Annotated in this window: 20 protein-coding genes; 11 read left to right on the forward strand and 9 right to left on the reverse strand. The window is 60.8% G+C overall.

Going from position 1 to position 23,142, the window contains the following annotated elements; all coding sequences use genetic code 11:
• Positions 1-9 precede the first annotated feature (9 nt).
• From AB7933_RS05550 to AB7933_RS05560, 3 genes are all read right to left on the reverse strand, one after another.
• Entirely contained in the window at positions 10-975 is a 966-nt protein-coding gene (locus tag AB7933_RS05550; RefSeq protein WP_024073314.1) for a YbgA family protein, read from the reverse strand.
• 112 nt (positions 976-1,087) lie between these two features.
• Positions 1,088-1,303: a TIGR02450 family Trp-rich protein gene (locus tag AB7933_RS05555; protein ID WP_024073315.1), complete on the reverse strand. Its 216-nt coding sequence runs from the start codon at positions 1,301-1,303 to the stop codon at positions 1,088-1,090.
• The gene (locus tag AB7933_RS05560; RefSeq protein WP_024073316.1) at positions 1,300-2,286 is read right to left on the reverse strand and encodes an NAD(P)/FAD-dependent oxidoreductase; all 987 of its coding nucleotides are present in this window, start codon (positions 2,284-2,286) and stop codon (positions 1,300-1,302) included. The genes AB7933_RS05555 and AB7933_RS05560 overlap by 4 nt, the downstream gene beginning before the upstream one ends.
• A gap of 225 nt (positions 2,287-2,511) precedes the next feature.
• Between AB7933_RS05560 and AB7933_RS05565 the strand changes: the two genes are divergently transcribed.
• Together AB7933_RS05565 and hemH are read left to right on the forward strand one after the other, a co-directional pair.
• Complete coding sequence (locus AB7933_RS05565; RefSeq protein WP_024073317.1) at positions 2,512-3,411, forward strand: TIGR01777 family oxidoreductase; 900 nt, start codon at positions 2,512-2,514, stop codon at positions 3,409-3,411.
• Positions 3,412-3,425: 14 nt separating this feature from the next.
• The gene (hemH, locus tag AB7933_RS05570; protein ID WP_024073318.1) at positions 3,426-4,451 is read left to right on the forward strand and encodes a ferrochelatase; all 1,026 of its coding nucleotides are present in this window, start codon (positions 3,426-3,428) and stop codon (positions 4,449-4,451) included.
• A gap of 277 nt (positions 4,452-4,728) precedes the next feature.
• On the opposite strand, the gene AB7933_RS05575 is transcribed toward hemH, so the two are convergent.
• Both AB7933_RS05575 and algW read right to left on the reverse strand, forming a co-directional pair.
• Complete coding sequence (locus AB7933_RS05575; protein WP_024073319.1) at positions 4,729-6,825, reverse strand: TonB-dependent siderophore receptor; 2,097 nt, start codon at positions 6,823-6,825, stop codon at positions 4,729-4,731.
• Positions 6,826-6,937: 112 nt separating this feature from the next.
• The gene (gene algW, locus AB7933_RS05580; protein ID WP_024073320.1) at positions 6,938-8,092 is read right to left on the reverse strand and encodes a Do family serine endopeptidase AlgW; all 1,155 of its coding nucleotides are present in this window, start codon (positions 8,090-8,092) and stop codon (positions 6,938-6,940) included.
• Positions 8,093-8,194: 102 nt separating this feature from the next.
• Between algW and AB7933_RS05585 the strand changes: the two genes are divergently transcribed.
• The 3 genes from AB7933_RS05585 to cysN all read left to right on the forward strand — a co-directional run bounded on the left by AB7933_RS05585 (position 8,195) and on the right by cysN (position 11,969).
• Positions 8,195-8,953, forward strand: a complete 759-nt coding sequence (locus tag AB7933_RS05585) for a Nif3-like dinuclear metal center hexameric protein (protein ID WP_024073321.1) — start codon at positions 8,195-8,197, stop codon at positions 8,951-8,953.
• 186 nt (positions 8,954-9,139) lie between these two features.
• On the forward strand, positions 9,140-10,057 hold the full coding sequence (gene cysD, locus AB7933_RS05590; protein WP_024073322.1) for a sulfate adenylyltransferase subunit CysD: 918 nt from the start codon (positions 9,140-9,142) through the stop codon (positions 10,055-10,057).
• 13 nt (positions 10,058-10,070) lie between these two features.
• Entirely contained in the window at positions 10,071-11,969 is a 1,899-nt protein-coding gene (gene cysN, locus AB7933_RS05595; RefSeq protein ID WP_024073323.1) for a sulfate adenylyltransferase subunit CysN, read from the forward strand.
• A 117-nt stretch (positions 11,970-12,086) separates the two neighbouring features.
• Here cysN and AB7933_RS05600 read toward each other — a convergent pair whose 3' ends face one another.
• The 3 genes from AB7933_RS05600 to AB7933_RS05610 all read right to left on the reverse strand — a co-directional run bounded on the left by AB7933_RS05600 (position 12,087) and on the right by AB7933_RS05610 (position 15,456).
• Positions 12,087-12,986: an acyltransferase gene (locus AB7933_RS05600; protein ID WP_024073324.1), complete on the reverse strand. Its 900-nt coding sequence runs from the start codon at positions 12,984-12,986 to the stop codon at positions 12,087-12,089.
• Positions 12,987-15,086 carry a phosphate acetyltransferase gene (gene pta / locus AB7933_RS05605; RefSeq protein WP_024073325.1) on the reverse strand — a complete coding sequence of 700 codons (2,100 nt, stop codon included), beginning with the start codon at positions 15,084-15,086 and terminating at the stop codon, positions 12,987-12,989.
• 79 nt (positions 15,087-15,165) lie between these two features.
• Positions 15,166-15,456 (reverse strand): DUF3565 domain-containing protein, encoded by a 291-nt coding sequence (locus AB7933_RS05610; protein WP_024073326.1) that lies wholly within the window; start codon positions 15,454-15,456, stop codon positions 15,166-15,168.
• Between AB7933_RS05610 and AB7933_RS05615 the strand changes: the two genes are divergently transcribed.
• Positions 15,455-15,940: an FKBP-type peptidyl-prolyl cis-trans isomerase gene (locus tag AB7933_RS05615; protein WP_012722137.1), complete on the forward strand. Its 486-nt coding sequence runs from the start codon at positions 15,455-15,457 to the stop codon at positions 15,938-15,940. The genes AB7933_RS05610 and AB7933_RS05615 overlap by 2 nt on opposite strands.
• A 205-nt stretch (positions 15,941-16,145) precedes the next feature.
• Here the strand turns inward: AB7933_RS05615 and rpsT are convergent, their stop codons facing one another.
• Entirely contained in the window at positions 16,146-16,424 is a 279-nt protein-coding gene (gene rpsT / locus AB7933_RS05620) for a 30S ribosomal protein S20 (protein ID WP_016976313.1), read from the reverse strand.
• Positions 16,425-16,677: 253 nt separating this feature from the next.
• Here rpsT and murJ point away from each other — a divergent pair, with 253 nt between their 5' ends.
• The 5 genes from murJ (at position 16,678) to fkpB (ending at position 23,070) form a co-directional block, all read left to right on the forward strand.
• Positions 16,678-18,216 carry a murein biosynthesis integral membrane protein MurJ gene (murJ, locus tag AB7933_RS05625; protein WP_024073327.1) on the forward strand — a complete coding sequence of 513 codons (1,539 nt, stop codon included), beginning with the start codon at positions 16,678-16,680 and terminating at the stop codon, positions 18,214-18,216.
• 119 nt (positions 18,217-18,335) lie between these two features.
• Positions 18,336-19,274, forward strand: coding sequence for a bifunctional riboflavin kinase/FAD synthetase (ribF, locus tag AB7933_RS05630; protein ID WP_024073328.1), 939 nt, complete (start codon positions 18,336-18,338; stop codon positions 19,272-19,274).
• Positions 19,275-19,288: 14 nt separating this feature from the next.
• Positions 19,289-22,120, forward strand: a complete 2,832-nt coding sequence (ileS, locus tag AB7933_RS05635) for an isoleucine--tRNA ligase (RefSeq protein ID WP_024073329.1) — start codon at positions 19,289-19,291, stop codon at positions 22,118-22,120.
• A complete protein-coding gene (lspA, locus tag AB7933_RS05640) occupies positions 22,113-22,625 on the forward strand; it encodes a signal peptidase II (protein ID WP_024073330.1) in 513 nt (170 codons plus the stop codon). Before ileS ends, lspA begins: the two co-directional genes overlap by 8 nt.
• A gap of 7 nt (positions 22,626-22,632) precedes the next feature.
• Complete coding sequence (gene fkpB / locus AB7933_RS05645; RefSeq protein WP_172831370.1) at positions 22,633-23,070, forward strand: FKBP-type peptidyl-prolyl cis-trans isomerase; 438 nt, start codon at positions 22,633-22,635, stop codon at positions 23,068-23,070.
• Positions 23,071-23,142 lie beyond the last annotated feature (72 nt).

A 23,142-nucleotide genomic window follows, 5' to 3' on the forward strand; every position in this document is an offset into this window, starting at 1 on the left:
GTTCATGGGTTAGATCGCATTACGCAGGCTGAGATTTTCCGGGTGCGGCTGCAAGTAGGCCTGCTGCGCGATGTAGCGATCCGGATGGAGGCGAAAGTGATGCTTGAGCAGCGTCAACGGCACCACCAGTGGCACGATGCCTTGGCGGTACTGACCGATGACGGTCTGCATTTCCTGTTTGTCATCGGCACTGATGACCTGCTTGAGGTAGCCGCTGATGTGTTGCAGCACATTGGTGTGGCTGCCGCGGGTGGCGCACTTTTTCAGGCCGGTCATCAGGTCACTGAAGTAGCAGGCCGCCAATTCGTCGAGGTTGGCATCCTTGGACATGCTGCCGAGCCGGTGGCCCAGGCTTTTGTAATGCATCAAGCTGTGGGCCATCAGCAAATACTTGTAGCGCGAGTGAAAGGCGAGCAAGCGGTGGCGGGTCAGGCCCTCGGCCAGCAGTCGTTGCCAGCTGGCGTAGACGAAGACGCGCGCCAGGAAGTTTTCCCGCAGGACCGGGTCATTCAGGCGGCCATCTTCTTCCACGGGCAGGTTCGGGTGGCGAGCGCAAAACGCCTGGGCGTAGATGCCGCGACCGCCGCCGTCCACCGGTGCGCCGTTCTCGCGGTACACCTTGACCCGCTCCAGGCCGCACGAGGGCGACTTCTGCATAAAGATGTAGCCGCACAGGTCAGTGTGTTCGGCGGCCATTTTCCGGCCGTATGCGTCAAGCGGCGCAGTGACGTTCAGTTCGCGATGCACCGTGCCAACGGCCTGTGGCTGTTCGGCATCGCCCACCAGGCGAATGGTTTCACGGGGAATGCCCAGGCCGATCGCCACTTCCGGGCACAGCGGCACGAAGTCGAAATACTCGGCAAGCACCTCGCTGCACAGATGGGATTGTTTGTGGCCGCCATTGAAGCGTACGGTCTCGCCCAGCAGGCAGGCACTGATGCCAATTTTCGGCTTGAAGGACGGGGTAGTGGGCATGGCCAAACCTCTGCAAAATTCCTGTACAAGGTGTAGAACCTGTACAACTAAATCTCATCATAGGTTTGGCGCTGTACAAGTCAAATTATTTGTACAAGTATTTTTGCGCAGGCTATTTCCAGCCGATGTGCCAATTCTCGGCGTTTTGCAGGGTTTGCCAGGCCAGGCGCTCTGTACGCCGGGTCATCACGGCTTGCAACTCGATGTCCAGCACGGTGCCTTCGTCGTCGCGAAACAGTTCAGTGACGAGGAAGTGCTTTTCCTTGTTGCGCGGGCTTGCTGCTGTCCATTTCGACAGCAGCAATTTGGCAGGATTGACGCGGTTCATCGCAGGTGCTCGATCAAGCGTCGCGCGGCTTCCTGGCCGCTGAGCCAGGCACCTTCCACCCGGCCTGACAGGCACCAGTCACCACACACGTACAAGCCCAGGTCGGCGTCGGCCAGTACGCCGAACTCATGGGCGCTGGACGGTCGTGCGTAGAGCCAACGGTGCGCCAGGCTGAAGGAAGGCGCGGGCATGGCGCTGTGCAGCAGTTCGGCGAAGGCACCGTGCAGGTGTTCGATCACCGCTTCCTTGGACAGGTCCAGGTGCGCCTTGCTCCAGGCGCTGGTGGCGTGCAACACCCAGGTGTCGAGGGTGGCGTCGCGCCCCGGTTTGCTGCGGTTGCGTGCCAGCCAGTCGAGCGGGCTGTCCTGCACGAAGCAGCCTTCCATCGGCGTATCCAGGGGTTTGTCGAAGGCCAGGGCGATGGCCCAGGTCGGGTCCATTTTTACGCTGGCAGCGACACCCGCCAGCTTGGGCGCGGCGGCCAGCAGGGCGGTGGCTTGGGGGGCGGGCGTGGCGATGATCACGTGGCTGAACGGCCCATGATTGCCGCCGTCGGCATCCAGCAGGTTCCAGTGGTGCTTGCCTTGGAATACCTCGGTGATCCGGCAACCGAACTCCACCGGCAGGTCGTCGAGCAGCGCGCGGGTGATGGCGCTCATGCGCGGTGTGCCGACCCAGCGGGTCTGTTCATCGGGGGAGGGCGTGAGCTGGCCGGATTTGAAGTTATACAACTGCGGTGTCCACTGCTCGGCCCAGCCGTTGCTTTGCCAGCGCTGCACTTCGTTGACGAAGCGTCGGTCGCGGGCGGTGAAATACTGTGCGCCCATATCCAACGCGCCGGCATCGCTGCGCTGGCTGGACATGCGGCCACCACTGCCGCGGCTTTTATCGAAGAGTTGTACAACGTGCCCGGCGTCTCGTAACGCTCGGGCGGCGGAGAGACCGGCGATGCCGGTACCGATGATCGCGATGGGGACAGTCATGGGAGGCCTCGTTTTACCGTTGGGTACAGACTACGCCGACACCAATAGCTGTACAATATTGTTTTTTGGTATAAGTTTTGGCGTACCTGATCGTTTGGCGTGGCCTATGGTTAAGACTGAGGCTAAACCCGTCTGCTTAAACCAATGTCACGCCCGATTACAAATTGATCCCTGCTTATAAAATAGACCAGTGATCGGCGGCGAACGTTACATGAGGAGCGTCCCATGCATATTTTGCTGACCGGCGGTACCGGCCTGATCGGCCGTCAACTCTGCCAACACTGGCTGGCGCAAGGTCATCACCTGACGGTGTGGAGCCGTCAACCTGCACAAGTCGCCAACGTGTGCGGCGACGCCGTGCGGGGTGTTGCCCGCTTGCAAGAGGTTATCGGCCCGGTGGACGCGGTCATTAATCTCGCCGGCGCGCCCATCGCCGATCGTCCCTGGACGCACAAACGCAAGGCATTGTTGTGGAGCAGCCGCATCAGCCTGACCGAAACCCTGCTGACATGGCTGGAAGGCCTGGCGCACAAGCCGCAGGTGTTGATTTCCGGTTCGGCCGTAGGTTGGTACGGCGATGGTGGTGAGCGCGAATTGACCGAGGCCAGTGGCCCGGTGCAGGACGATTTCCCCAGCCAGCTGTGCATCGCCTGGGAAGAAACCGCCCAGCGTGCCGAGGCGCTGGGCATTCGCGTGGTGCTGGTGCGTACCGGGTTGGTACTGGCGGCTGAGGGCGGCTTTTTGTCGCGGTTGTTGCTGCCGTTCAAACTGGCGCTGGGCGGGCCTATTGGTAATGGTCGGCAGTGGATGCCATGGGTGCACATCAAGGATCAAATCGCCCTGATTGATTTTCTTCTGCACCAGGGGGACGCCAGTGGTCCTTATAATGCCTGCGCGCCGCACCCGGTGCGCAACCGCGAGTTTGCCAAGACGTTGGGCCAGGTGCTGCACCGCCCGGCGTTCATGCCCATGCCAGCCTTCGCATTGAAGGTCGGGTTGGGGGAGTTGTCCGGTTTGTTGCTGGGCGGCCAGAAAGCTTTACCCGAGCGCCTGTTGGCCGCCGGTTTCACTTTCCAGTTCACTGAGTTGAAGGCGGCCTTGGACGACTTGTCCAGCCGCCTCTAGAGATAGGATGTTGCATGACGGATCACGCGTTGTTACTGGTCAACCTGGGGTCACCGGCGTCTACTTCGGTGGCCGATGTGCGCAGCTACCTCAATCAGTTTTTGATGGACCCTTATGTGATCGACCTGCCATGGCCGGTGCGGCGCCTGTTGGTGTCGCTGATCCTGATCAAGCGTCCAGAGCAGTCGGCCCATGCCTATGCCTCGATCTGGTGGGACGAGGGCTCGCCGCTGGTGGTGCTCAGCCGGCGCCTGCAACAGCAGATGACTGCGCAGTGGACCCAGGGTCCGGTGGAGCTGGCGATGCGCTATGGCGAGCCGTCCCTGGAAACCACCCTGACTCGCCTGGCCGCCCAGGGTATTCAGAACGTCACCCTGGCACCGTTGTACCCGCAGTTTGCCGACAGCACCGTGACCACGGTGATCGAAGAGGCCCGGCGGGTGGTGCGCGATAAGAAGCTCAACGTGCAATTCTCGATCCTGCAACCGTTCTACGATCAGGCGGAATACCTCGACGCGCTGGCGGCCAGTGCTCGACCTTATATAGAAGAGCACTACGATCACTTGCTGCTGAGTTTCCACGGCCTGCCCGAAGGTCATCTGAAAAAGCTCGACCCTACTGGCGCGCATTGTTTCAAGGATGCCGATTGCTGCAAGAACGCCTCGCCTGAGGTGCTCGCTACCTGCTACCGCGCGCAGTGCTTCAGCGTTGCCCGGGATTTCGCCGAACGCCTGGGCTTGCCGGATGGCAAGTGGTCGGTGGCCTTCCAGTCGCGCCTGGGCCGTGCGAAGTGGATCGAACCCTACACCGAGGCACGCCTTGAGGCGTTGGCCCAGCAAGGGGTGAAAAAGTTGCTGGTGATGTGCCCGGCGTTTGTCGCCGATTGCATCGAGACGCTGGAAGAAATCGGCGATCGCGGCAGCGAGCAGTTCCGCGAAGCGGGGGGCGAGGAGTTGGTGCTGGTGCCGTGCCTGAATGACAGCGAGCAGTGGGCGGTGGCGCTCAATGCCCTGTGCGAGCGGGCGCCCGTTGCACTGTAATGTGGGAGAGGGGCAGGCCCTCATGCCAGTTAGTTAAGGAAGAACGCTGTAACTGTGGCTAGCGGGCTTTGTTGTGGCGAGCGGGCTTGCCCCGCGTTGGGCTGCGCAGCAGCCCAACCAGCCGCTGAGGAGTGCCTGATACTCCGCATTCCGATTGATTGGGGCTGCTGCGCAGCCCAACGCGGGGCAAGCCCGCTCGCCACAGGTTGCTGTTTGCTTGTTCTATCTCTTAGCTGACTGGCATTAGGACAAGCTCCCTCCCACAGGCTTGATCGTGTTACAGGTTGAGGGTCAGGCTCACGGTGAAGTTGCGCGGCTCACCTGGATTGACCCAATAGCTGCTGTAGGACCGCTCGTAGTATTTCTCATCAAACAGGTTGTTCAAGTTCAGCCCCACGGTGACGTTGTCCGTGGCCTTGTAATGCGCGAGCAGGTCGACGGTGTGGTAGGCGGGCAGCTCGAAGCGGCCACCGGCTTCACCCGAGCGATCACCCACGTAGGTGAGGGCCGCACCCAGGTCTGAACCGCGCAATGCCCCATCCTGGAATTCATACACGCCCAACAGACTGCCGCTGCGCTTGGCTACGCCGAGCATGCGGCTGCCAGTCGGGATGGTTTTGTCACCCTTGGTCACTTCGGCGTCGATGTAGGCGAGGGCGCCAATCACGCGCACCGCGTCGGTCACCTGCCCGGTCACTTGCAGATCAAAGCCCTGGCTGCGTGCCTTGCCCATGGCGCGGTTGGTGTTGGTGGCCGGGTCCAGGGCCAATACGTTTTCCTTCTCGATATGAAAAGCGGCGAGGGTGGCGCTGAGGCGTTCGTCGAACAGCTCGCTCTTGATCCCCACTTCATACCCCACACCTTCCTCCGGCTTGAAGGATTTACCGTCGATATCCAGACCGCTGTTGGGCTTGAACGACGTCGAGGCGTTGGCGAACACGCCGAGTTCAGGCGTGAGCTGATAGAGCAGGCCGGCGCGTTGGGTAAGGGCAGTGTGGGTCTGTCGGCTCTTGGCGTGGTTGCGGGTGAAGTCGTCGGTGCTTTGTTCGAAATGCTCCACGCGTGCGCCGATCATGCCGCGCAGGCGGTCGGTGAAGAGGATCTGGTCTTGCAGGTTCAGCGCCTGGCTTTTGGTCTGTTCGAAGAAGTCGGTACCGGAGCGTGCGCCGTTGGGTTTGGGCTGACCATAGACCGGCTTGTAGAGGTCGATGGTGTAGCGGCTGCCGGCAATTGCGGTCACGCGCTCCTTCTTGCGGTAGTCCTCGTATTCGGTACCGATCAACAATTCATGCTGCCAACTGCCGATATCGAACAATCCCCGGAGCTCAAGCTGGGTAATGCTGTCATGCCAGCCCATGGAGCGTTCGCGGTAGCGGCGATCAACCGTGTGGCTGTCGGTATTCAGCGCACGGTTTTCCGATGCATCGCCCCACAGGCTGCCTTGTTTGTAGTGGCTGGCCAAGCGCAGTTTCCAGACATCGTTGAGGTGGTGCTCAAGGGTGGCCTGGATGCGGTTGTTGTGGTTATCAATATCGCCGTCGTTGGGTTCGCCGAGGAAGGTGGAGCGCGATACGCCTGGGGCGTCGACGATGCCGCGGTCGAAGGTGGAACTGTGGCGTACGAATTCGCTTTCCACCAGCAAGCGGGTGTCCGGGTCAAGCTGCCAGCTGAATGAGGGCGCGACAAATACGCGCTTGCTCTGGACGTGATCGCGGAAGCTGTGGTTGTCCTCCACCGCCAGGTTGACCCGCGACAGCAGGTTGCCCTCGCTGTCCAGCGGCGTATTGACGTCGAGAGCGGTGCGATAACGGTCCCAACTGCCGGCGCTGGTTTGCAGGGTGGTGAAGGCTTCAGGCTGAGGCTTTTTGGTGACGATATTCACGGTGCCGCCGGGATCGCCGCGACCATACAGGCTGGCGGCCGGGCCTTTGAGCACTTCGATACGTTCGATATTGGCCGCGTCCGGTGTGCTTGGGTAGCCCCGGTTGGCGCTGAAGCCGTCCTGGTAGAACTCCGAAGTGGTGAAGCCGCGCACGCTGTATTCGTAGAGCGTAAGGCCGCCAAAGTTGTTCTGCTTGGACACTCCGCCGGCAAACTCCAGGGCGCGTTCCACGTTGGTGCTGCCCAGGTCCGTGAGTACCGAGGCGGGAATCACGCTGATGGACTGTGGGATGTCGCGAAGGGCGGTGTCGGTTTTGGTTGCGCTGGCCGAGCGGGTGGCACGGTAGCCTTTGACCGGGCCGGTGGCGGATTCGTAGGCGTCGGTAGTGACGCTGATGGTCTCCAGTTCAACGGTGTTTTCTTCAGCAGCGGCGGGGTCGAGCAGCAAACCCAAGGCCAGGCCAGCCAAGGGGGCAAGTTTTCGAGACGGCATGATAGAGCGTTCCAATAACGATATTGAAACAATATAACATGTCTAATGAGAATGAATTTGCTTTGAAATATGAGCTTACAGGTACCCGCGCACGGGTACCTGGCGCTGTGGTTTATTCCTCTTCTTTCACCGGCGCAGGCGGTGGGCGCAGGCCGATTTCCGCCAGCAGCTTGATCTCTTTACCGTTGCGCATCACCTGGATCGTCACCTTGTCGGTCGGCTTGATCCGCGCCACCTGGTTCATCGACTTGCGACCATCACCGGCCGGTTCGCCATTGATACTGAGGATCACGTCGCCCAATTGCAGGCCGGCTTTCTGCGCCGGGCCGTCGCGGAAGATCCCGGCGACCACGATGCCTGGGCGCCCGGTCAGGCCGAACGACTCAGCCAGTTCCTTGGTCAGCGGTTGCACTTCAATGCCCAGCCAGCCGCGAATCACCTGGCCATGCTCGATGATCGACTTCATCACTTCCATCGCCAGCTTGACCGGGATCGCAAAACCGATGCCCTGAGAGCCGCCCGACTTGGAGAAAATCGCCGTGTTGATACCGGTCAGGTTGCCGTTGGCGTCCACCAGCGCGCCGCCGGAGTTGCCCGGGTTGATCGCCGCATCGGTCTGGATAAAGTCTTCGTAGCTGTTCAGGCCCAGCTGGTTACGCCCGGTGGCGCTGATGATGCCCATGGTGACAGTCTGGCCCACGCCGAACGGGTTGCCGATGGCTAATGCCACGTCGCCCACGCGCAGGCCGTCGGAGCGTCCCAGGGTAATGGACGGTAGGTTCTTGAGGTCGATCTTCAGGACGGCCAGATCGGTTTCCGGATCGCTGCCCACCACGCGGGCCAGGGTTTCACGACCGTCACGCAGGGCCACCACAATCTGGTCGGCGCCGGTGGTCACGTGGTTGTTGGTGAGGATGTAGCCTTCCGGGCTCATGATCACGCCCGAGCCGAGGCTGGACTCCATGCGCCGTTGCTTGGGCCCGTTGTCGCCGAAATAGCGGCGAAACTGCGGGTCTTCAAATAACGGATGCGCAGGTTTGTTGATGACTTTGGTGGTGTACAGGTTGACCACCGCGGGGGCAGCAATAACCACCGCGTCCGCGTAAGTCACCGGGCCTTGTACTACCGCGCTGGTTTGCGGGGCCTGTTGCAGGTTCACATCAAGGCTGGGCAAGCCCACCCATTCGGGGAAACGCTGAATAATCAGTATTGCAATCAGCACGCCAGCCAGTAATGGCCATCCGAAAAAACGCAGTGCCTTGAGCATCAAGTAAGTCCTGACAGGTTGCAGGGGGCGGGAGAGCGCCCATAATGTCGCGCATTATACGAGGCTGCGAGCGCCTCTGAACGGGATATTTAGGAGTCTTTTATGGCCGTTGCTTTGAGCACCCTCGTCGAGGAAGCGGACCGCTACCTTGGCAGCGCAAGAATTGCCGATTACTGCCCCAATGGCCTGCAGGTAGAGGGGCGTCCGCAAGTGATGCGCATCGTCAGCGGCGTGACCGCCAGCCAGGCATTGCTGGATGCTGCCGTCGAGGCGCAGGCCGACCTGGTGCTGGTGCACCACGGGTATTTCTGGAAGGGCGAGAACCCCTGCGTCACCGGCATGAAGCAACGCCGCCTGAAAACCCTGCTCAAGCACGACATCAGCCTGCTGGCCTATCACCTGCCGCTGGACCTGCACGCAGACGTCGGCAATAACGTGCAACTGGCGCGTCAACTGGACATCACCGTCGAAGGCCCACTGGACCCCGACAACCTCAAGATCGTCGGCCTGGTCGGGTCCCTGGCCGAACCCCTGTCGCCCCGCGATTTCGCCCGACGCGTGCAGGATGTCATGGGCCGTGAGCCCCTGTTGATCGAAGGCAGCGAGATGATCCGCCGCGTCGGTTGGTGCACGGGCGGCGGCCAGGGCTATATCGACCAGGCGATTGCCGCCGGTGTCGACTTGTTCCTGAGCGGCGAAGCCTCCGAGCAGACCTTCCACAGCGCGCGGGAAAACGACATCAGCTTTATCGCGGCCGGCCATCACGCCACCGAGCGCTATGGTGTGCAGGCGCTGGGCGATTACCTGGCGCGGCGTTTCGCCCTGGAGCACCTGTTCATCGATTGCCCCAACCCGATCTGACTAACCCCCATCAACCCGGTGGGAGGTAGGGCGATGTTCATGAGTCGGATGAGTCAAACCTGGGAGTATATTCATATACCGTTTCGATCTAGATCGCTCCCTGAATAGAAGAAGGTGCTGTGCTAGCATGCCCCGCTCGAACACGGCCCGCAGGCCGTCCATAAGATCGTTTTTCCGTGAGTAGCCATGGTCGACAAACTGACGCATCTGAAACAGCTGGAGGCGGAAAGCATCCACATCATCCGCGAGGTCGCCGCCGAGTTCGACAACCCGGTGATGCTCTACTCGATCGGTAAAGACTCCGCCGTGATGCTGCACCTGGCACGCAAGGCGTTCTTCCCGGGCAAGCTGCCGTTCCCGGTGATGCACGTCGACACCCAGTGGAAGTTCCAGGAAATGTACCGGTTCCGCGACCGCATGGTTGAAGAGCTGGGCCTGGAGTTGATCACCCATGTCAACCCGGACGGCGTGGCGCAGGGCATCAACCCGTTTACCCACGGCAGTGCCAAGCACACCGACATCATGAAGACCGAGGGCCTCAAGCAGGCTCTGGACAAATATGGTTTCGACGCAGCCTTTGGCGGTGCCCGTCGCGATGAAGAGAAATCCCGTGCCAAAGAGCGCGTGTACTCGTTCCGTGACAGCAAGCACCGCTGGGACCCGAAGAACCAGCGCCCGGAGTTGTGGAACGTCTACAACGGCAACGTCAACAAGGGCGAGTCGATCCGTGTGTTCCCGCTGTCCAACTGGACCGAGCTGGATATCTGGCAGTACATCTACCTGGAAGGTATCCCGATCGTGCCGCTGTACTTCGCCGCCGAGCGCGACGTGATCGAGAAGAACGGCACGCTGATCATGATCGACGACGACCGCATCCTTGAGCACTTGTCCGACGAAGACAAAGCCCGCATCGTCAAAAAGAAAGTACGTTTCCGTACCCTTGGCTGCTATCCGTTGACGGGCGCGGTGGAGTCCGAAGCCGAGACGCTGACGGACATCATTCAGGAAATGCTCCTGACGCGAACTTCCGAGCGCCAGGGCCGGGTCATCGACCACGATGGCGCAGGCTCGATGGAAGACAAGAAACGTCAGGGTTATTTCTAAGGGGTTGTCACCAATGTCGCATCAATCTGATTTGATCAGCGAGGACATCCTCGCCTACCTGGGCCAGCACGAGCGCAAGGAAATGTTGCGCTTCCTGACCTGCGGCAACGTCGACGACGGCAAGAGCACCCTGATCGGGCGCCTGCTGCACGACTCCAAGATGATCTACGAAGATCACCTGGAAGCCATCACCCGCGATTCGAAGAAGGTCGGCACCACCGGTGACGACATCGACCTGGCCTTGCTGGTCGATGGCCTGCAGGCCGAGCGTGAGCAGGGCATCACCATCGATGTCGCGTACCGCTACTTCTCCACCGCCAAGCGCAAATTCATCATCGCCGACACCCCCGGCCATGAGCAGTACACCCGCAACATGGCCACCGGTGCATCCACCTGTGACCTGGCGATCATCCTGGTGGACGCGCGCTATGGCGTGCAGACCCAGACCCGTCGCCACAGCTTCATTGCCTCGTTGCTGGGCATCAAGCACATCGTGATCGCCATCAACAAGATGGACCTCAACGGCTTCGACGAGCGCGTGTTCGAGCAGATCAAGGCCGACTACCTGAAGTTCGCCGATGGCATCGCCTTCAAGCCGAGCACCATGGCGTTCGTGCCGATGTCGGCCCTCAAGGGCGACAATGTGGTGAACAAGAGCGAGCGCTCGCCTTGGTACACCGGCCAGTCCCTGATGGAGATTCTCGAGACTGTCGAGATCGCCAACGATCGCAACTACACCGACCTGCGTTTCCCTGTGCAGTACGTCAACCGTCCGAACCTGAACTTCCGCGGGTTTGCCGGCACCCTGGCCAGCGGCATTGTGCACAAGGGCGACGAAGTCGTGGTGCTGCCGTCGGGCAAGAGCAGCCGCGTCAAATCCATCGTCACCTTCGAAGGTGAACTGGAACACGCAGGCCCCGGCCAGGCCGTGACCCTGACCATGGAAGACGAGATCGACATCTCCCGTGGCGACTTGCTGGTGCATGCCGACAACGTGCCGCAAGTCACCGACGCTTTTGACGCCATGCTGGTGTGGATGGCTGAAGAGCCGATGCTGCCGGGCAAGAAATACGACATCAAGCGTGCCACCAGCTACGTGCCGGGCTCCATCACCAGCATCGTGCACCGTGTGGACGTGAACACCCTGGCTGAAGGCCCGGCAAGTGCTCTGCAATTGAACGAGATCGGCCGGGTCAAGGTCAGCCTTGACGCCGCCATTGCGCTGGACGGCTATGCGAGCAACCGCACCACCGGCGCGTTTATCGTCATCGACCGTTTGACCAACGGCACCGTGGCCGCAGGCATGATCATCGCACCGCCCGTGACCCACGGCAGTGCGGCGCAGCATGGCAAGTTGGCCCACGTGTCCACCGAAGAGCGCGCGCAGCGTTTCGGTCAGCAGCCTGCCACCGTGTTGTTCAGCGGCCTGTCAGGCGCAGGTAAAAGCACCTTGGCCTACGCGGTTGAGCGCAGGCTGTTCGACATGGGCCGTGCAGTGTTCGTACTGGATGGCCAGAACCTGCGTCACGACCTCAACAAAGGCCTGCCGCAGGACCGTGTCGGGCGTACCGAGAACTGGCGTCGTGCGGCGCATGTCGCGCGCCAGTTCAACGAAGCCGGCCTGCTGACCCTGGCCGCGTTCGTTGCACCGGACGCCGAAGGGCGTGAACAGGCCAAGGCGCTGATCGGTGCCGATCGCTTGCTGACGGTCTACGTGCAGGCATCGCCGCTGGTGTGCGCTGAGCGTGATCCGCAAGGGTTGTACGCGGCGGGTGGGGATAATATCCCGGGCGAGTCGTTCCCTTACGACGTGCCGTTGAATGCCGACCTGGTGATCGACACCCAGGCACTGTCCCTGGAAGACAGCGTCAAGCAAGTGCTGGAGCTGTTGCGTCAGCGCGGCGCGATCTAATTCAAGATCGAGCGCGGTCAACTGTGAGAGGGGGCTTGCCCCCGATAGCGGTGGGTCAGTAAAGCATGTACTGACTGACACACTGCCATCGGGGGCAAGCCCCCTCCCACATTTTGATCAATGTTTGTCTGGGTATTCGGTGTGGAGCCTGTCCAGCAGCGCATCCTTGTCTTCCCATAGCGTGTTGATCCAACCCTGGAACGCCGTCCTGTATTCCCCATCCTGCTCATAATTCTTGCCAATGAACTCGGCCGGAATCGGCACCTCTTCAAACTGCACCACCACGTCCTGCACATTCCCGCACAGCAAGTCCCAATATCCTGGGCGTCCGGCGGGATAGTGGATGGTCACGTTGACCAGTGACTTCAACTGTTCACCCATGGCATCCAGGACAAATGCGATACCACCAGCCTTTGGCTTGAGCAGGTAGCGAAACGGCGAGTTCTGCTGCGCGTGCTTGCCCGGCGTAAAGCGCGTGCCTTCGGCAAAGTTGAAAATACCTACCGGGTTGTCACGAAACTTCGCGCAGGTCTTGCGGGTGGTTTCCAGGTCTTTGCCTTTCTTCTCCGGGTGTTTTTCCAGGTAGGCCTTGGTGTAGCGCTTCATGAAAGGAAAACCCAGCGCCCACCACGCCAGGCCAATCACCGGCACCCAGATCAGTTCCTGCTTGAGGAAAAACTTGAGCGGGCGAATCCGTCGATTGAGCACGTATTGCAGCACCATGATGTCGACCCAGCTCTGGTGGTTGCTGGTCACCAGGTACGAGTGCTGGTAGTCCAGGCCTTCAAGGCCTTTAAGGTGCCAACGGGTGCGGCGCACCAGGTTCATCCAACCCTTGTTGTTGGTGACCCAGGCTTCATGGGTGTGGTTCATCAGCCACTCACTGAAGCGCTTGGCGAACGGCAGCGCCTTGAACAGCGCGACGACAAACAGGAACGAACACAACAGGATCGTATTCAGCGCCAACAACAGCGAAGCGATCACCCCGCGCGCGGCGGCAGGTAGAAAATCCAGCATTTAGATATCCATAGGTCGGTTGGCGGCTTGAATCGCCGTCAGGGCGATGGTGTACACGATGTCATCCACTTGGGCGCCGCGCGGCAGGTCATTCACCGGCTTGCGCAGGCCTTGGAGCATCGGCCCCAGGCTGACGCAATCGGCGCTGCGTTGTACCGCCTTGTGGGTGGTGTTGCCGGTGTTCAGGTCGGGGAATACGAACACGGTGGCCTTGCCGGCTACCAGGCTGTCGGGCGCCAGTTGCCGGGCGACGTTTTCGTTGGCGGCGGCGTCGTATTGCAACGGGCCGTCGATCAGCAGCGAGCTTTGCTGTTCGTGGGCGAGCAGGGTGGCTTCGCGGACTTTTTCCACTTCTTCGCCGCTGGCCGAGTCACCGCTGGAATAGCTGATCATCGCCACCCGCGGGGTGATACCGAACGCGGCCGCCGATTCAGCGCTTTGCAGGGCGATTTCCGCCAGCTCGGCAGCGCTTGGGTGCGGGTTCATCACGCAGTCGCCGTACACCAGCACTTGTTCGGGGAACAGCATGAAGAACACTGACGACACCAAGGTGCAGCCCGGCGCGGTCTTGATCAGTTGCAGGGCCGGGCGAATAGTGTTGGCGGTGGAGTGGATAACCCCGGAAACCAGGCCGTCCACTTCGTCCAGGGCCAGCATCATGGTGGCGATTACCACGGTGTCTTCCAGTTGCTGCTCGGCCATCGGTGCGTTGAGGCTTTTGCTCTTGCGCAACGCCACCATCGGCTCGACATAGCGTTGGCGGATCAGGTCCGGATCGAGAATCTCCAGGCCTTCGGGCAATTCAATGCCTTGGGCGCGGGCGACCGCTTCCACGTCAGCCGGCTTGGCCAGCAGCACACAGCGGGCGATGCCCCGGGCCTGGCAGATGGCGGCGGCTTGGACGGTCAATGGCTCGCTGCCCTCGGGCAGCACAATGCGTTTGTTGGCCGCCTGGGCGCGTTGGATCAGTTGGTAGCGGAACACCGCCGGCGACAGGCGCATCTCCCGTGGCGTGCCGCAACGCTGGTGCAGCCAGCGCGCATCGAGGTGGCTGGCGACGAAATCGGTGATGATCTCCGCGCGCTCGCGGTCATCGATGGGGATTTCCTTGTTGAGGTTGTTGAGCAGGTTGGCGGTTTCGTAGGAACCGGTACTCACCGACAAAACCGGCAGCCCAGCCTGGAACGCGCCGCGGCACAGATCCATGATGCGCGGGTCGGGCAGGGTATCGCTGGTCAGCAGCAGGCCGGCCAGGGGCACGCCGTTGATCGCGGCCAGGCTGACGGCGAGGATGATGTCGTCACGGTCGCCGGGGGTTACCACCAGTACCCCGGGCTTGAGCAGCTCCACGGTGTTACGCATGGTGCGCGCGCAGATGATGATCTTGGTCATGCGCCGGGTTTCGTAGTCGCCGGCATTGAGGATTTGCGCGCCCATCAGGTCGGCCACGTCGCGGGTGCGCGGCGCGTTGAGTTCCGGCTGGTAGGGGATGCAGCCCAGCAGGCGGAAATCGCCGCTGCGCAATAACGGCGAATGTTCTTTCAGGCGGGCCGAGAAGGCCTCCATGCTTTCGTCGGTGCGCACCTTATTCAGGATCACGCCGAGGACTTTCGGGTCTTTCGGGCCACCGAACAACTGGGCCTGCAATTCCACGCGGCCGGAGAGTTCGGTGAGTACTTCATTTTCCGGAGCGGAAACCAGGATCACCTCCGCATCCAGGCTCTTGGCCAGGTGCAGGTTGACCCGGGCCGCGTAGCTGGCGCTGCGGGTCGGCACCATGCCTTCGACGATCAGCACGTCCTTGCCCACGGCAGCCTGTTGGTAAAGGGTGATGATTTCTTCAAGCAACTCGTCGAGCTGGCCATCGCCGAGCATGCGCTCTACGTGGGCCAGGCCGAGAGGTTGGGGCGGTTTCAGGCCGTGGGTGCGGGCCACCAGTTCGGTGGAACGCTCGGGGCCGGTATCGCCGGGGTGCGGCTGGGCAATCGGCTTGAAGAACCCGACTTTCAGCCCGGCCCGCTCAAGGGTACGCACCAGCCCGAGGCTGATGGAGGTCAGACCCACACCAAAATCGGTGGGCGCGATAAAAAAAGTCTGCATGCGAATTCTCTGGAGGTGCATGGCTTCGGTGGCGCTCTATGGTTGAGTGCCTACCGGGAATCAGGCGCCAAGGTTATCGTTATTCGCGCTCCTGCGCACACCAGCCGCAGGCAAAGGGCTGGCCTATTTTTTCAAGGCGTTGCGTGGGCTCCAGCACCCAGACACGAGACTGCCAGGGCGGCTGGTGGCGCAGGTGCTGGGTGTGTCCACAGGACAGCTCGGCAACCCAGTGCAGGTCGTCGTCCTGGTGGAATCCGGTGATGAACGAGGCCGTTGATCGGTCCCGTCCGTCCGGGTTCTGTTCGCTTTCGGGCAAATCCTTGTTTAGACTTGTCCGTTCTTCATTCTTATGCAAAAGGTCTCGCCCCATGACGATCGCCGCTAACAAGGCTGTCTCCATCGACTATACCCTGACCAACGACGCTGGTGAGGTCATCGACAGCTCAGCCGGCGGCGCGCCGCTGGTCTACCTGCAAGGCGCAGGTAATATCATCCCGGGCCTGGAAAAGGCGCTGGAAGGCAAACAGGTTGGTGATGAACTGACCGTGGCCGTAGAGCCTGAAGATGCCTACGGCGAATACTCCGCCGAACTGGTCAGCACCCTGAGCCGCAGCATGTTCGAAGGCGTCGACGAGTTGGAAGTGGGCATGCAGTTCCACGCTTCCGCGCCGGACGGCCAAATGCAGATCGTCACCATCCGTGATCTGGACGGCGACGATGTGACTGTCGACGGCAACCACCCCCTGGCAGGCCAGCGCCTGAACTTCCAAGTGAAGATCGTCGCCATCCGCGACGCTTCCCAGGAAGAAGTGGCTCACGGCCACGTCCACGGTGAAGGCGGTCACCACCACTGATTGATGCACTGATCAGGTGGTAGCAAAAATGCCCCGACTGGTTCGGGGCGTTTTTTTGCCCAGAATTCCCCGTTTTTTTGGCGAGCGGGCTTGCCACAGATCACGGCCAGGACTTTTCAGGCACAAACAAAAATGCCCCGGACCTTTCGGTACGGGGCATTTCTTAACTGTTACGCAACCGGGGTTACGTGGCAGTTCTTACCACTTAGGCTGCTGCAGCAACGCTCAGAGCCTTGATGTGGCCATTCAGGCGGCTCTTATGACGAGCGGCCTTGTTCTTGTGGATGATGCCTTTATCGGCCATACGGTCGATAACCGGCACTGCCAGAACGTAAGCAGCTTGGGCTTTTTCAGCGTCTTTGGTGTCGATGGCTTTAACTACATTCTTGATGTAGGTACGAACCATGGAACGCAGGCTGGCGTTGTGGCTGCGACGCTTCTCAGCCTGTTTTGCACGTTTTTTGGCGGAAGGTGTGTTGGCCACCGTCGAGCTCCTCGAAAGACTTTTTAGGAAATAGCAAACAAAATAGGCCGCGAATCATGCCGATGACTTGATGGGTTGTCAAGGGCGGCTGATGCGAACTGCTGAGTGGTCGATCTGAAGAGGCGGGTGATTTATTTCCGGCGCTTGACCTGTAAACTCGCGAGCTTTGGCTCTGTGCTGTTGCAGGCGCGCAGTATCGCATATGTAGGCGCTTAGTTCGCCTGCTCTTTATCTATAGGCGCAAACTCTTTCAATGAATCTGCTCAAATCGTTGGCCGCCGTCAGCTCTATCACGATGATCTCCCGGGTTTTGGGGTTTGTGCGTGACACCCTGCTGGCGCGCATTTTTGGCGCCAGCATGGCCACGGATGCCTTCTTTATAGCGTTTAAGCTGCCCAACCTGCTGCGGCGAATCTTCGCCGAGGGCGCATTTTCCCAGGCGTTCGTGCCGATCCTGGCTGAATACAAGACCCAGCAGGGCGAAGAGGCGACCCGTACCTTTATTGCCTACGTCTCGGGCCTGCTCACCCTGGTATTGATGCTGGTGACCATCGCCGGCATGCTCGCCGCCCCCTGGGTGATCTGGGCGACGGCGCCCGGTTTTGCCAACACCCCGGAAAAATTCGCGCTGACCACTGATCTGTTGCGCGTGACCTTTCCTTATATATTGCTGATCTCCCTATCCTCCCTGGCCGGGGCGATCCTCAATACCTGGAATCGTTTCTCGGTGCCGGCCTTCGTGCCGACCCTGCTGAACGTCAGCATGATTATCTTCGCGCTGTTCCTTACGCCGTACTTCGATCCGCCGGTCATGGCCCTGGGCTGGGCGGTCCTGGCAGGCGGGCTGGCGCAATTGCTGTACCAACTGCCGCACCTGAAAAAGATCGGCATGCTCGTCCTGCCGCGCCTGAACCTCAAGGACACAGGCGTCTGGCGCGTAATGCGCAACATGTTGCCGGCGATCCTCGGTGTGTCGGTCAGTCAGATTTCCCTGATCATCAACACCGCGTTTGCCTCGCTGCTGGTCTCCGGCTCGGTGTCGTGGATGTACTACGCCGATCGTCTGATGGAACTGCCGTCCGGCGTGCTTGGCGTTGCCCTGGGCACGATTTTGCTGCCGACCCTGGCGCGTACCTACGCCAGCAAGGATCGCCAGGAGTACTCGCGCATTCTCGACTGGGGGCTGCGCCTGTGTTTCGTCCTGGTGTTGCCGTGCTCCCTGGCGCTGGGAATCCTGGCTGAGCCGCTGACGGTGTCGCTGTTCCAGTACGGGCAATTCGATGCACACGACGCCCTGATGACCCAGCATGCGTTGATTGCCTACTCCGTCGGCCTGCTCGGCATTATCGTGATCAAAGTGCTGGCGCCGGGTTTCTACGCCCAGCAAAACATCCGCACGCCGGTGAAGATTGCAATCTTCACGCTGATCGTCACGCAGCTGCTCAACCTGGTATTCATCGGCCCGCTGGCCCACGCCGGTCTTGCCTTGGCGATCAGCGCCGGTGCCTGTATCAATGCGGGCCTGCTGTTTTATCAACTGCGTAAGCAGCAGATGTTCCAACCGCAGCCGGGCTGGGGGATGTTTGCGCTCAAGTTGCTGGTAGCGGTGGCGATGATGTCGGCCGTGCTGCTCGGGCTGATGCACATCATGCCCGCCTGGGATCAAGGCCATATGTTGGAGCGCTTCGTGCGCCTTGGCGTACTTGTCGTCGCCGGTGTGGTGGTGTACTTCGGGATGTTGCTGCTGCAGGGCTTCCGCCTGCGGGATTTCAATCGCAAGTCGCTGGGATAGAGACTTTGCCGTGATAAAACGATTGTTTTATCGATTCGACCCATTTGGCCTGCGCTGTTGCCTGTGATCCGGGGCCGGGTGTGGTTATAATCGACCACTTTATGAGCAAGAAGCGCGTTATGCAGCTGGTTCGAGGTCTCCACAACCTGCGCCCCCAGCATCGGGGCTGCGTCGCCACTATTGGCAACTTTGACGGTGTTCACCGTGGCCACCAGGCTATCCTGGCAAGGCTGCGCGAGCGTGCAGTCGAGTTGGGCGTGCCCAGCTGCGTGGTGATTTTTGAGCCGCAGCCGCGGGAATACTTTACCCCGGAAACGGCACCGGCCCGTCTGGCCCGCCTTCGGGACAAGCTGCAACTGCTGGCCGACGAAGGTGTGGACCGCGTCCTCTGCCTGGCCTTCAACCAGCGTTTGCAGAGCCTCAGCGCCGCTGAGTTTGTCGACCGTATCCTGGTCGATGGCCTGGGCGTACAGCATTTGGAGGTCGGCGACGACTTCCGTTTCGGTTGTGACCGGGTCGGCGATTTCGATTTCCTGCAACACGCCGGTGTCACCCAGGGGTTTACCGTCGAAGCCGCGCAAACCGTCGAACTGGACGGCCTGCGCGTGAGCAGCACCCAGGTGCGTAATGCCCTGGCCGCTGCCGACTTCGCCTTGGCCGAGCGTCTGCTCGGTCGCCCGTTCCGTATTGCCGGGCGGGTATTGCACGGCCAGAAGCTGGCGCGCCAACTGGGTACGCCAACTGCCAACGTGCAACTCAAGCGCCGTCGTGTGCCGCTGACCGGGGTTTACCTGGTGAGCGTCGATATCGACGGCCAATCGTGGCCGGGAGTCGCCAATATAGGTGTCAGGCCCACGGTTGCAGGTGATGGCAAGGCCCACCTGGAAGTTCACCTTTTGGATTTTGCCGGTGATCTGTATGACCGGCGTTTGACGGTGGTTTTCCACCAGAAGCTGCGTGAAGAGCAGCGTTTCGCCTCCCTGGAGGCGTTGAAAACGGCGATCAATGCGGATGTCGCCGCCGCCCGTGCACTAGCCGCACCTAGCGCCCATCGCTAACCGAAGAGCCTTAAATGACCGACTATAAAGCCACGCTAAACCTTCCGGACACCGCCTTCCCAATGAAGGCCGGCCTGCCACAGCGCGAACCGCAGATCCTGCAGCGCTGGGACAGTATTGGCCTGTACGGAAAGTTGCGCGAAATTGGCAAGGATCGTCCGAAATTCGTTCTGCACGACGGCCCTCCTTACGCCAACGGCACGATTCACATCGGTCATGCGCTGAACAAGATTCTCAAGGACATGATCATCCGTTCGAAAACCCTTTCGGGTTTCGACGCGCCTTATGTTCCGGGTTGGGACTGCCATGGCCTGCCGATCGAACACAAAGTCGAAGTGACCTACGGCAAGAACCTGGGCGCCGACAAGACCCGCGAGCTGTGCCGCGCCTACGCCACCGAGCAGATCGAAGGGCAGAAGTCCGAATTCATCCGCCTGGGCGTGCTGGGCGATTGGGACAACCCGTACAAGACCATGAACTTCAAGAACGAGGCCGGTGAAATCCGCGCCTTGGCCGAAATCGTCAAGGGCGGTTTCGTGTTCAAGGGTCTCAAGCCCGTGAACTGGTGCTTTGACTGCGGTTCGGCCCTGGCTGAAGCGGAAGTCGAGTACGAAGACAAGAAGTCCTCGACCATCGACGTGGCCTTCCCGGTTGCCGACGACGTCAAGCTCGCCGAGGCCTTCGGCCTGTCGAGCCTGGCCAAGCCTGCCGCCATCGTGATCTGGACCACCACCCCGTGGACCATTCCGGCCAACCAGGCGCTGAACGTGCACCCGGAGTTCACCTACGCCCTGGTGGACGTTGGTGATCGCCTGCTGGTGCTGGCTGAAGAAATGGTCGAGGCCTGCCTGGCCCGCTACGAGCTGCAAGGCTCGGTGATTGCTACCACGACCGGCTCTGCGCTGGAACTGATCAACTTCCGTCATCCGTTCTACGACCGCCTGTCGCCGGTGTACCTGGCTGACTACGTCGAGCTGGGTTCCGGTACCGGCGTGGTTCACTGCTCGCCTGCCTATGGCGTGGACGACTTCGTCATCTGCAAGAAGTACGGCCTGGTGAACGATGACATCATCAACCCGGTGCAAAGCAATGGCGTATATGCGCCTTCGCTGGAGTTCTTCGGTGGCCAGTTCATCTTCAAGGCCGACCAGGCGATCATCGACAAGCTGCGCGAAGTCGGCGCACTCATGCAAACCGCGACTATCCAGCACAGCTATATGCACTGCTGGCGCCACAAGACCCCGCTGATCTACCGCGCCACCGCGCAGTGGTTCATCGGCATGGACAAAGAGCCCGCCAGCGGCGACACCCTGCGTGTGCGCTCGCTCAAAGCCATCGAAGACACCAAGTTCGTCCCGGCCTGGGGCCAGGCGCGCCTGCACTCGATGATCGCCAATCGTCCAGACTGGTGCATCTCCCGCCAGCGCAACTGGGGTGTGCCGATCCCGTTCTTCCTGAACAAGGAAAGCGGCGAACTGCACCCTCGCACCGTCGAACTGATGGAAACCGTGGCTCAACGCGTTGAACAGGAAGGCATCGAAGCCTGGTTCAAGCTGGATGCCGCCGAGCTGCTGGGTGACGAAGCGCCGCTGTACGACAAGATCAGCGACACCCTCGACGTGTGGTTCGACTCCGGTACCACCCACTGGCACGTATTGCGCGGCTCGCACCCGATGGGCCACGAGAACGGCCCACGTGCGGACCTCTACCTGGAAGGCTCGGACCAGCATCGTGGCTGGTTCCACTCCTCGTTGCTGACGGGTTGCGCCATCGACGACCACGCCCCGTACCGCGAACTGCTGACCCACGGTTTCACCGTCGACGAGACGGGCCGCAAGATGTCCAAGTCGCTGAAGAATGTGATCGAACCGAAAAAGATCAACGACACCTTGGGTGCCGACATCATGCGTCTGTGGGTAGCCTCGACCGATTACTCGGGCGAGATCGCCGTGTCGGACCAGATCCTGGCCCGCAGCGCCGATGCCTACCGTCGTATCCGCAATACCGCACGCTTCATGCTGTCGAACCTGACCGGTTTCAACCCGGCCACCGACATCCTGCCGGCCGAGGACATGCTCGCCCTGGACCGTTGGGCCGTGGACCGTACCCTGTTGCTGCAGCGCGAGCTGCAGGAGCACTACGGCGAATACCGCTTCTGGAACGTGTACTCGAAGATCCACAATTTCTGTGTGCAGGAACTGGGTGGTTTCTACCTCGATATCATCAAGGACCGCCAGTACACCACCGGCGCCAACAGCAAGGCGCGCCGTTCGGCGCAGACCGCGCTGTACCACATCAGCGAAGCGCTGGTGCGCTGGATCGCACCGATCCTGGCCTTCACCGCCGACGAACTGTGGGAGTACCTGCCGGGCGAGCGTAACGAGTCCGTGATGCTCAACACCTGGTATGAAGGCCTGACCGAACTGCCGGCCGACTTCGAGCTGGGTCGCGAGTACTGGGAAGGCGTGATGGCCGTCAAGGTCGCGGTGAACAAGGAACTGGAAGTCCAGCGTGCGGCCAAGGCCGTCGGTGGCAACCTGCAGGCCGAAGTCACCCTGTTTGCCGAGGAAAGCCTGACCGCCGACCTGGCCAAGCTGAGCAACGAACTGCGCTTCGTGTTGATCACGTCCACCGCCAGCCTGGCACCCTTTGCCCAGGCTCCAGCGGATGCCGTGGCCACCGAAGTACCGGGCCTCAAGCTCAAAGTGGTCAAGTCGGCGTTCCCTAAGTGCGCCCGTTGCTGGCACTGTCGTGAAGACGTTGGCGTAAACCCCGAGCATCCGGAAATCTGCGGTCGTTGCGTCGACAACATCAGCGGTGCTGGCGAGGTTCGCCACTATGCCTGATGCAGCGGATCGTTTCGGACGCCTGGGCTGGCTCGTACTGAGCGTGCTGGTACTGGTCATCGACCAGGTCAGCAAGGCTCATTTCGAGGGTTCCCTGGAGATGTTCCAGCAGATCGTGGTAATTCCGGATTACTTCAGCTGGACCCTGGCCTACAACACCGGCGCCGCCTTCAGTTTCCTCGCTGACAGCGGTGGCTGGCAGCGCTGGCTGTTCGCCCTGATTGCCGTGGTGGTCAGTGCGGTGCTGGTGGTCTGGCTCAAGCGCCTGGGCCGCGATGACACCTGGCTGGCGATCGCCTTGGCCCTGGTGCTGGGCGGTGCGCTGGGCAACTTGTACGACCGCATTGCCCTGGGCCATGTGATCGACTTCATTCTGGTGCACTGGCAGAACCGCTGGTACTTCCCGGCGTTCAACTTTGCCGACAGCGCCATCACCGTCGGTGCAATCATGCTGGCGCTGGATATGTTCAAGAGTAAGAAAACCGGAGAGACCGTCAATGACTGATCAGGTATTGGCTGAACAACGTATCGGCCAGAACACGGAAGTCACTTTGCATTTCGCACTGCGCCTGGAGAATGGCGACACGGTCGACAGCACGTTCGACAAAGCCCCGGCGACCTTCAAGGTGGGTGATGGCAACCTGCTGCCGGGTTTCGAAGCGGCCCTGTTCGGTTTCAAGGCCGGCGACAAGCGCAACCTGCAGATCCTGCCGGAAAACGCCTTTGGCCAGCCAAACCCGCAAAACGTGCAGATCATCCCGCGTTCGCAGTTCCAGGATATGGAGCTGTCGGAAGGCCTGCTGGTGATCTTCAACGATGCGGCGAACACCGAGTTGCCTGGTGTGGTCAAGGCTTTCGATGATGCGCAGGTAACCATCGACTTCAATCACCCGTTGGCCGGTAAAACCTTGACGTTCGACGTTGAAATCATCGACGTTAAAGCAATCTGATCAACGACACACAATCATGTGTGGAGTGGGCTTGTGTGGGAGGGGGGCTTGCCCCCGATAGCGGTGGTTCAG

Source organism: Pseudomonas gorinensis (genome assembly GCF_042015035.1).
GTDB classification, from domain to species: domain Bacteria; phylum Pseudomonadota; class Gammaproteobacteria; order Pseudomonadales; family Pseudomonadaceae; genus Aquipseudomonas; species Aquipseudomonas gorinensis.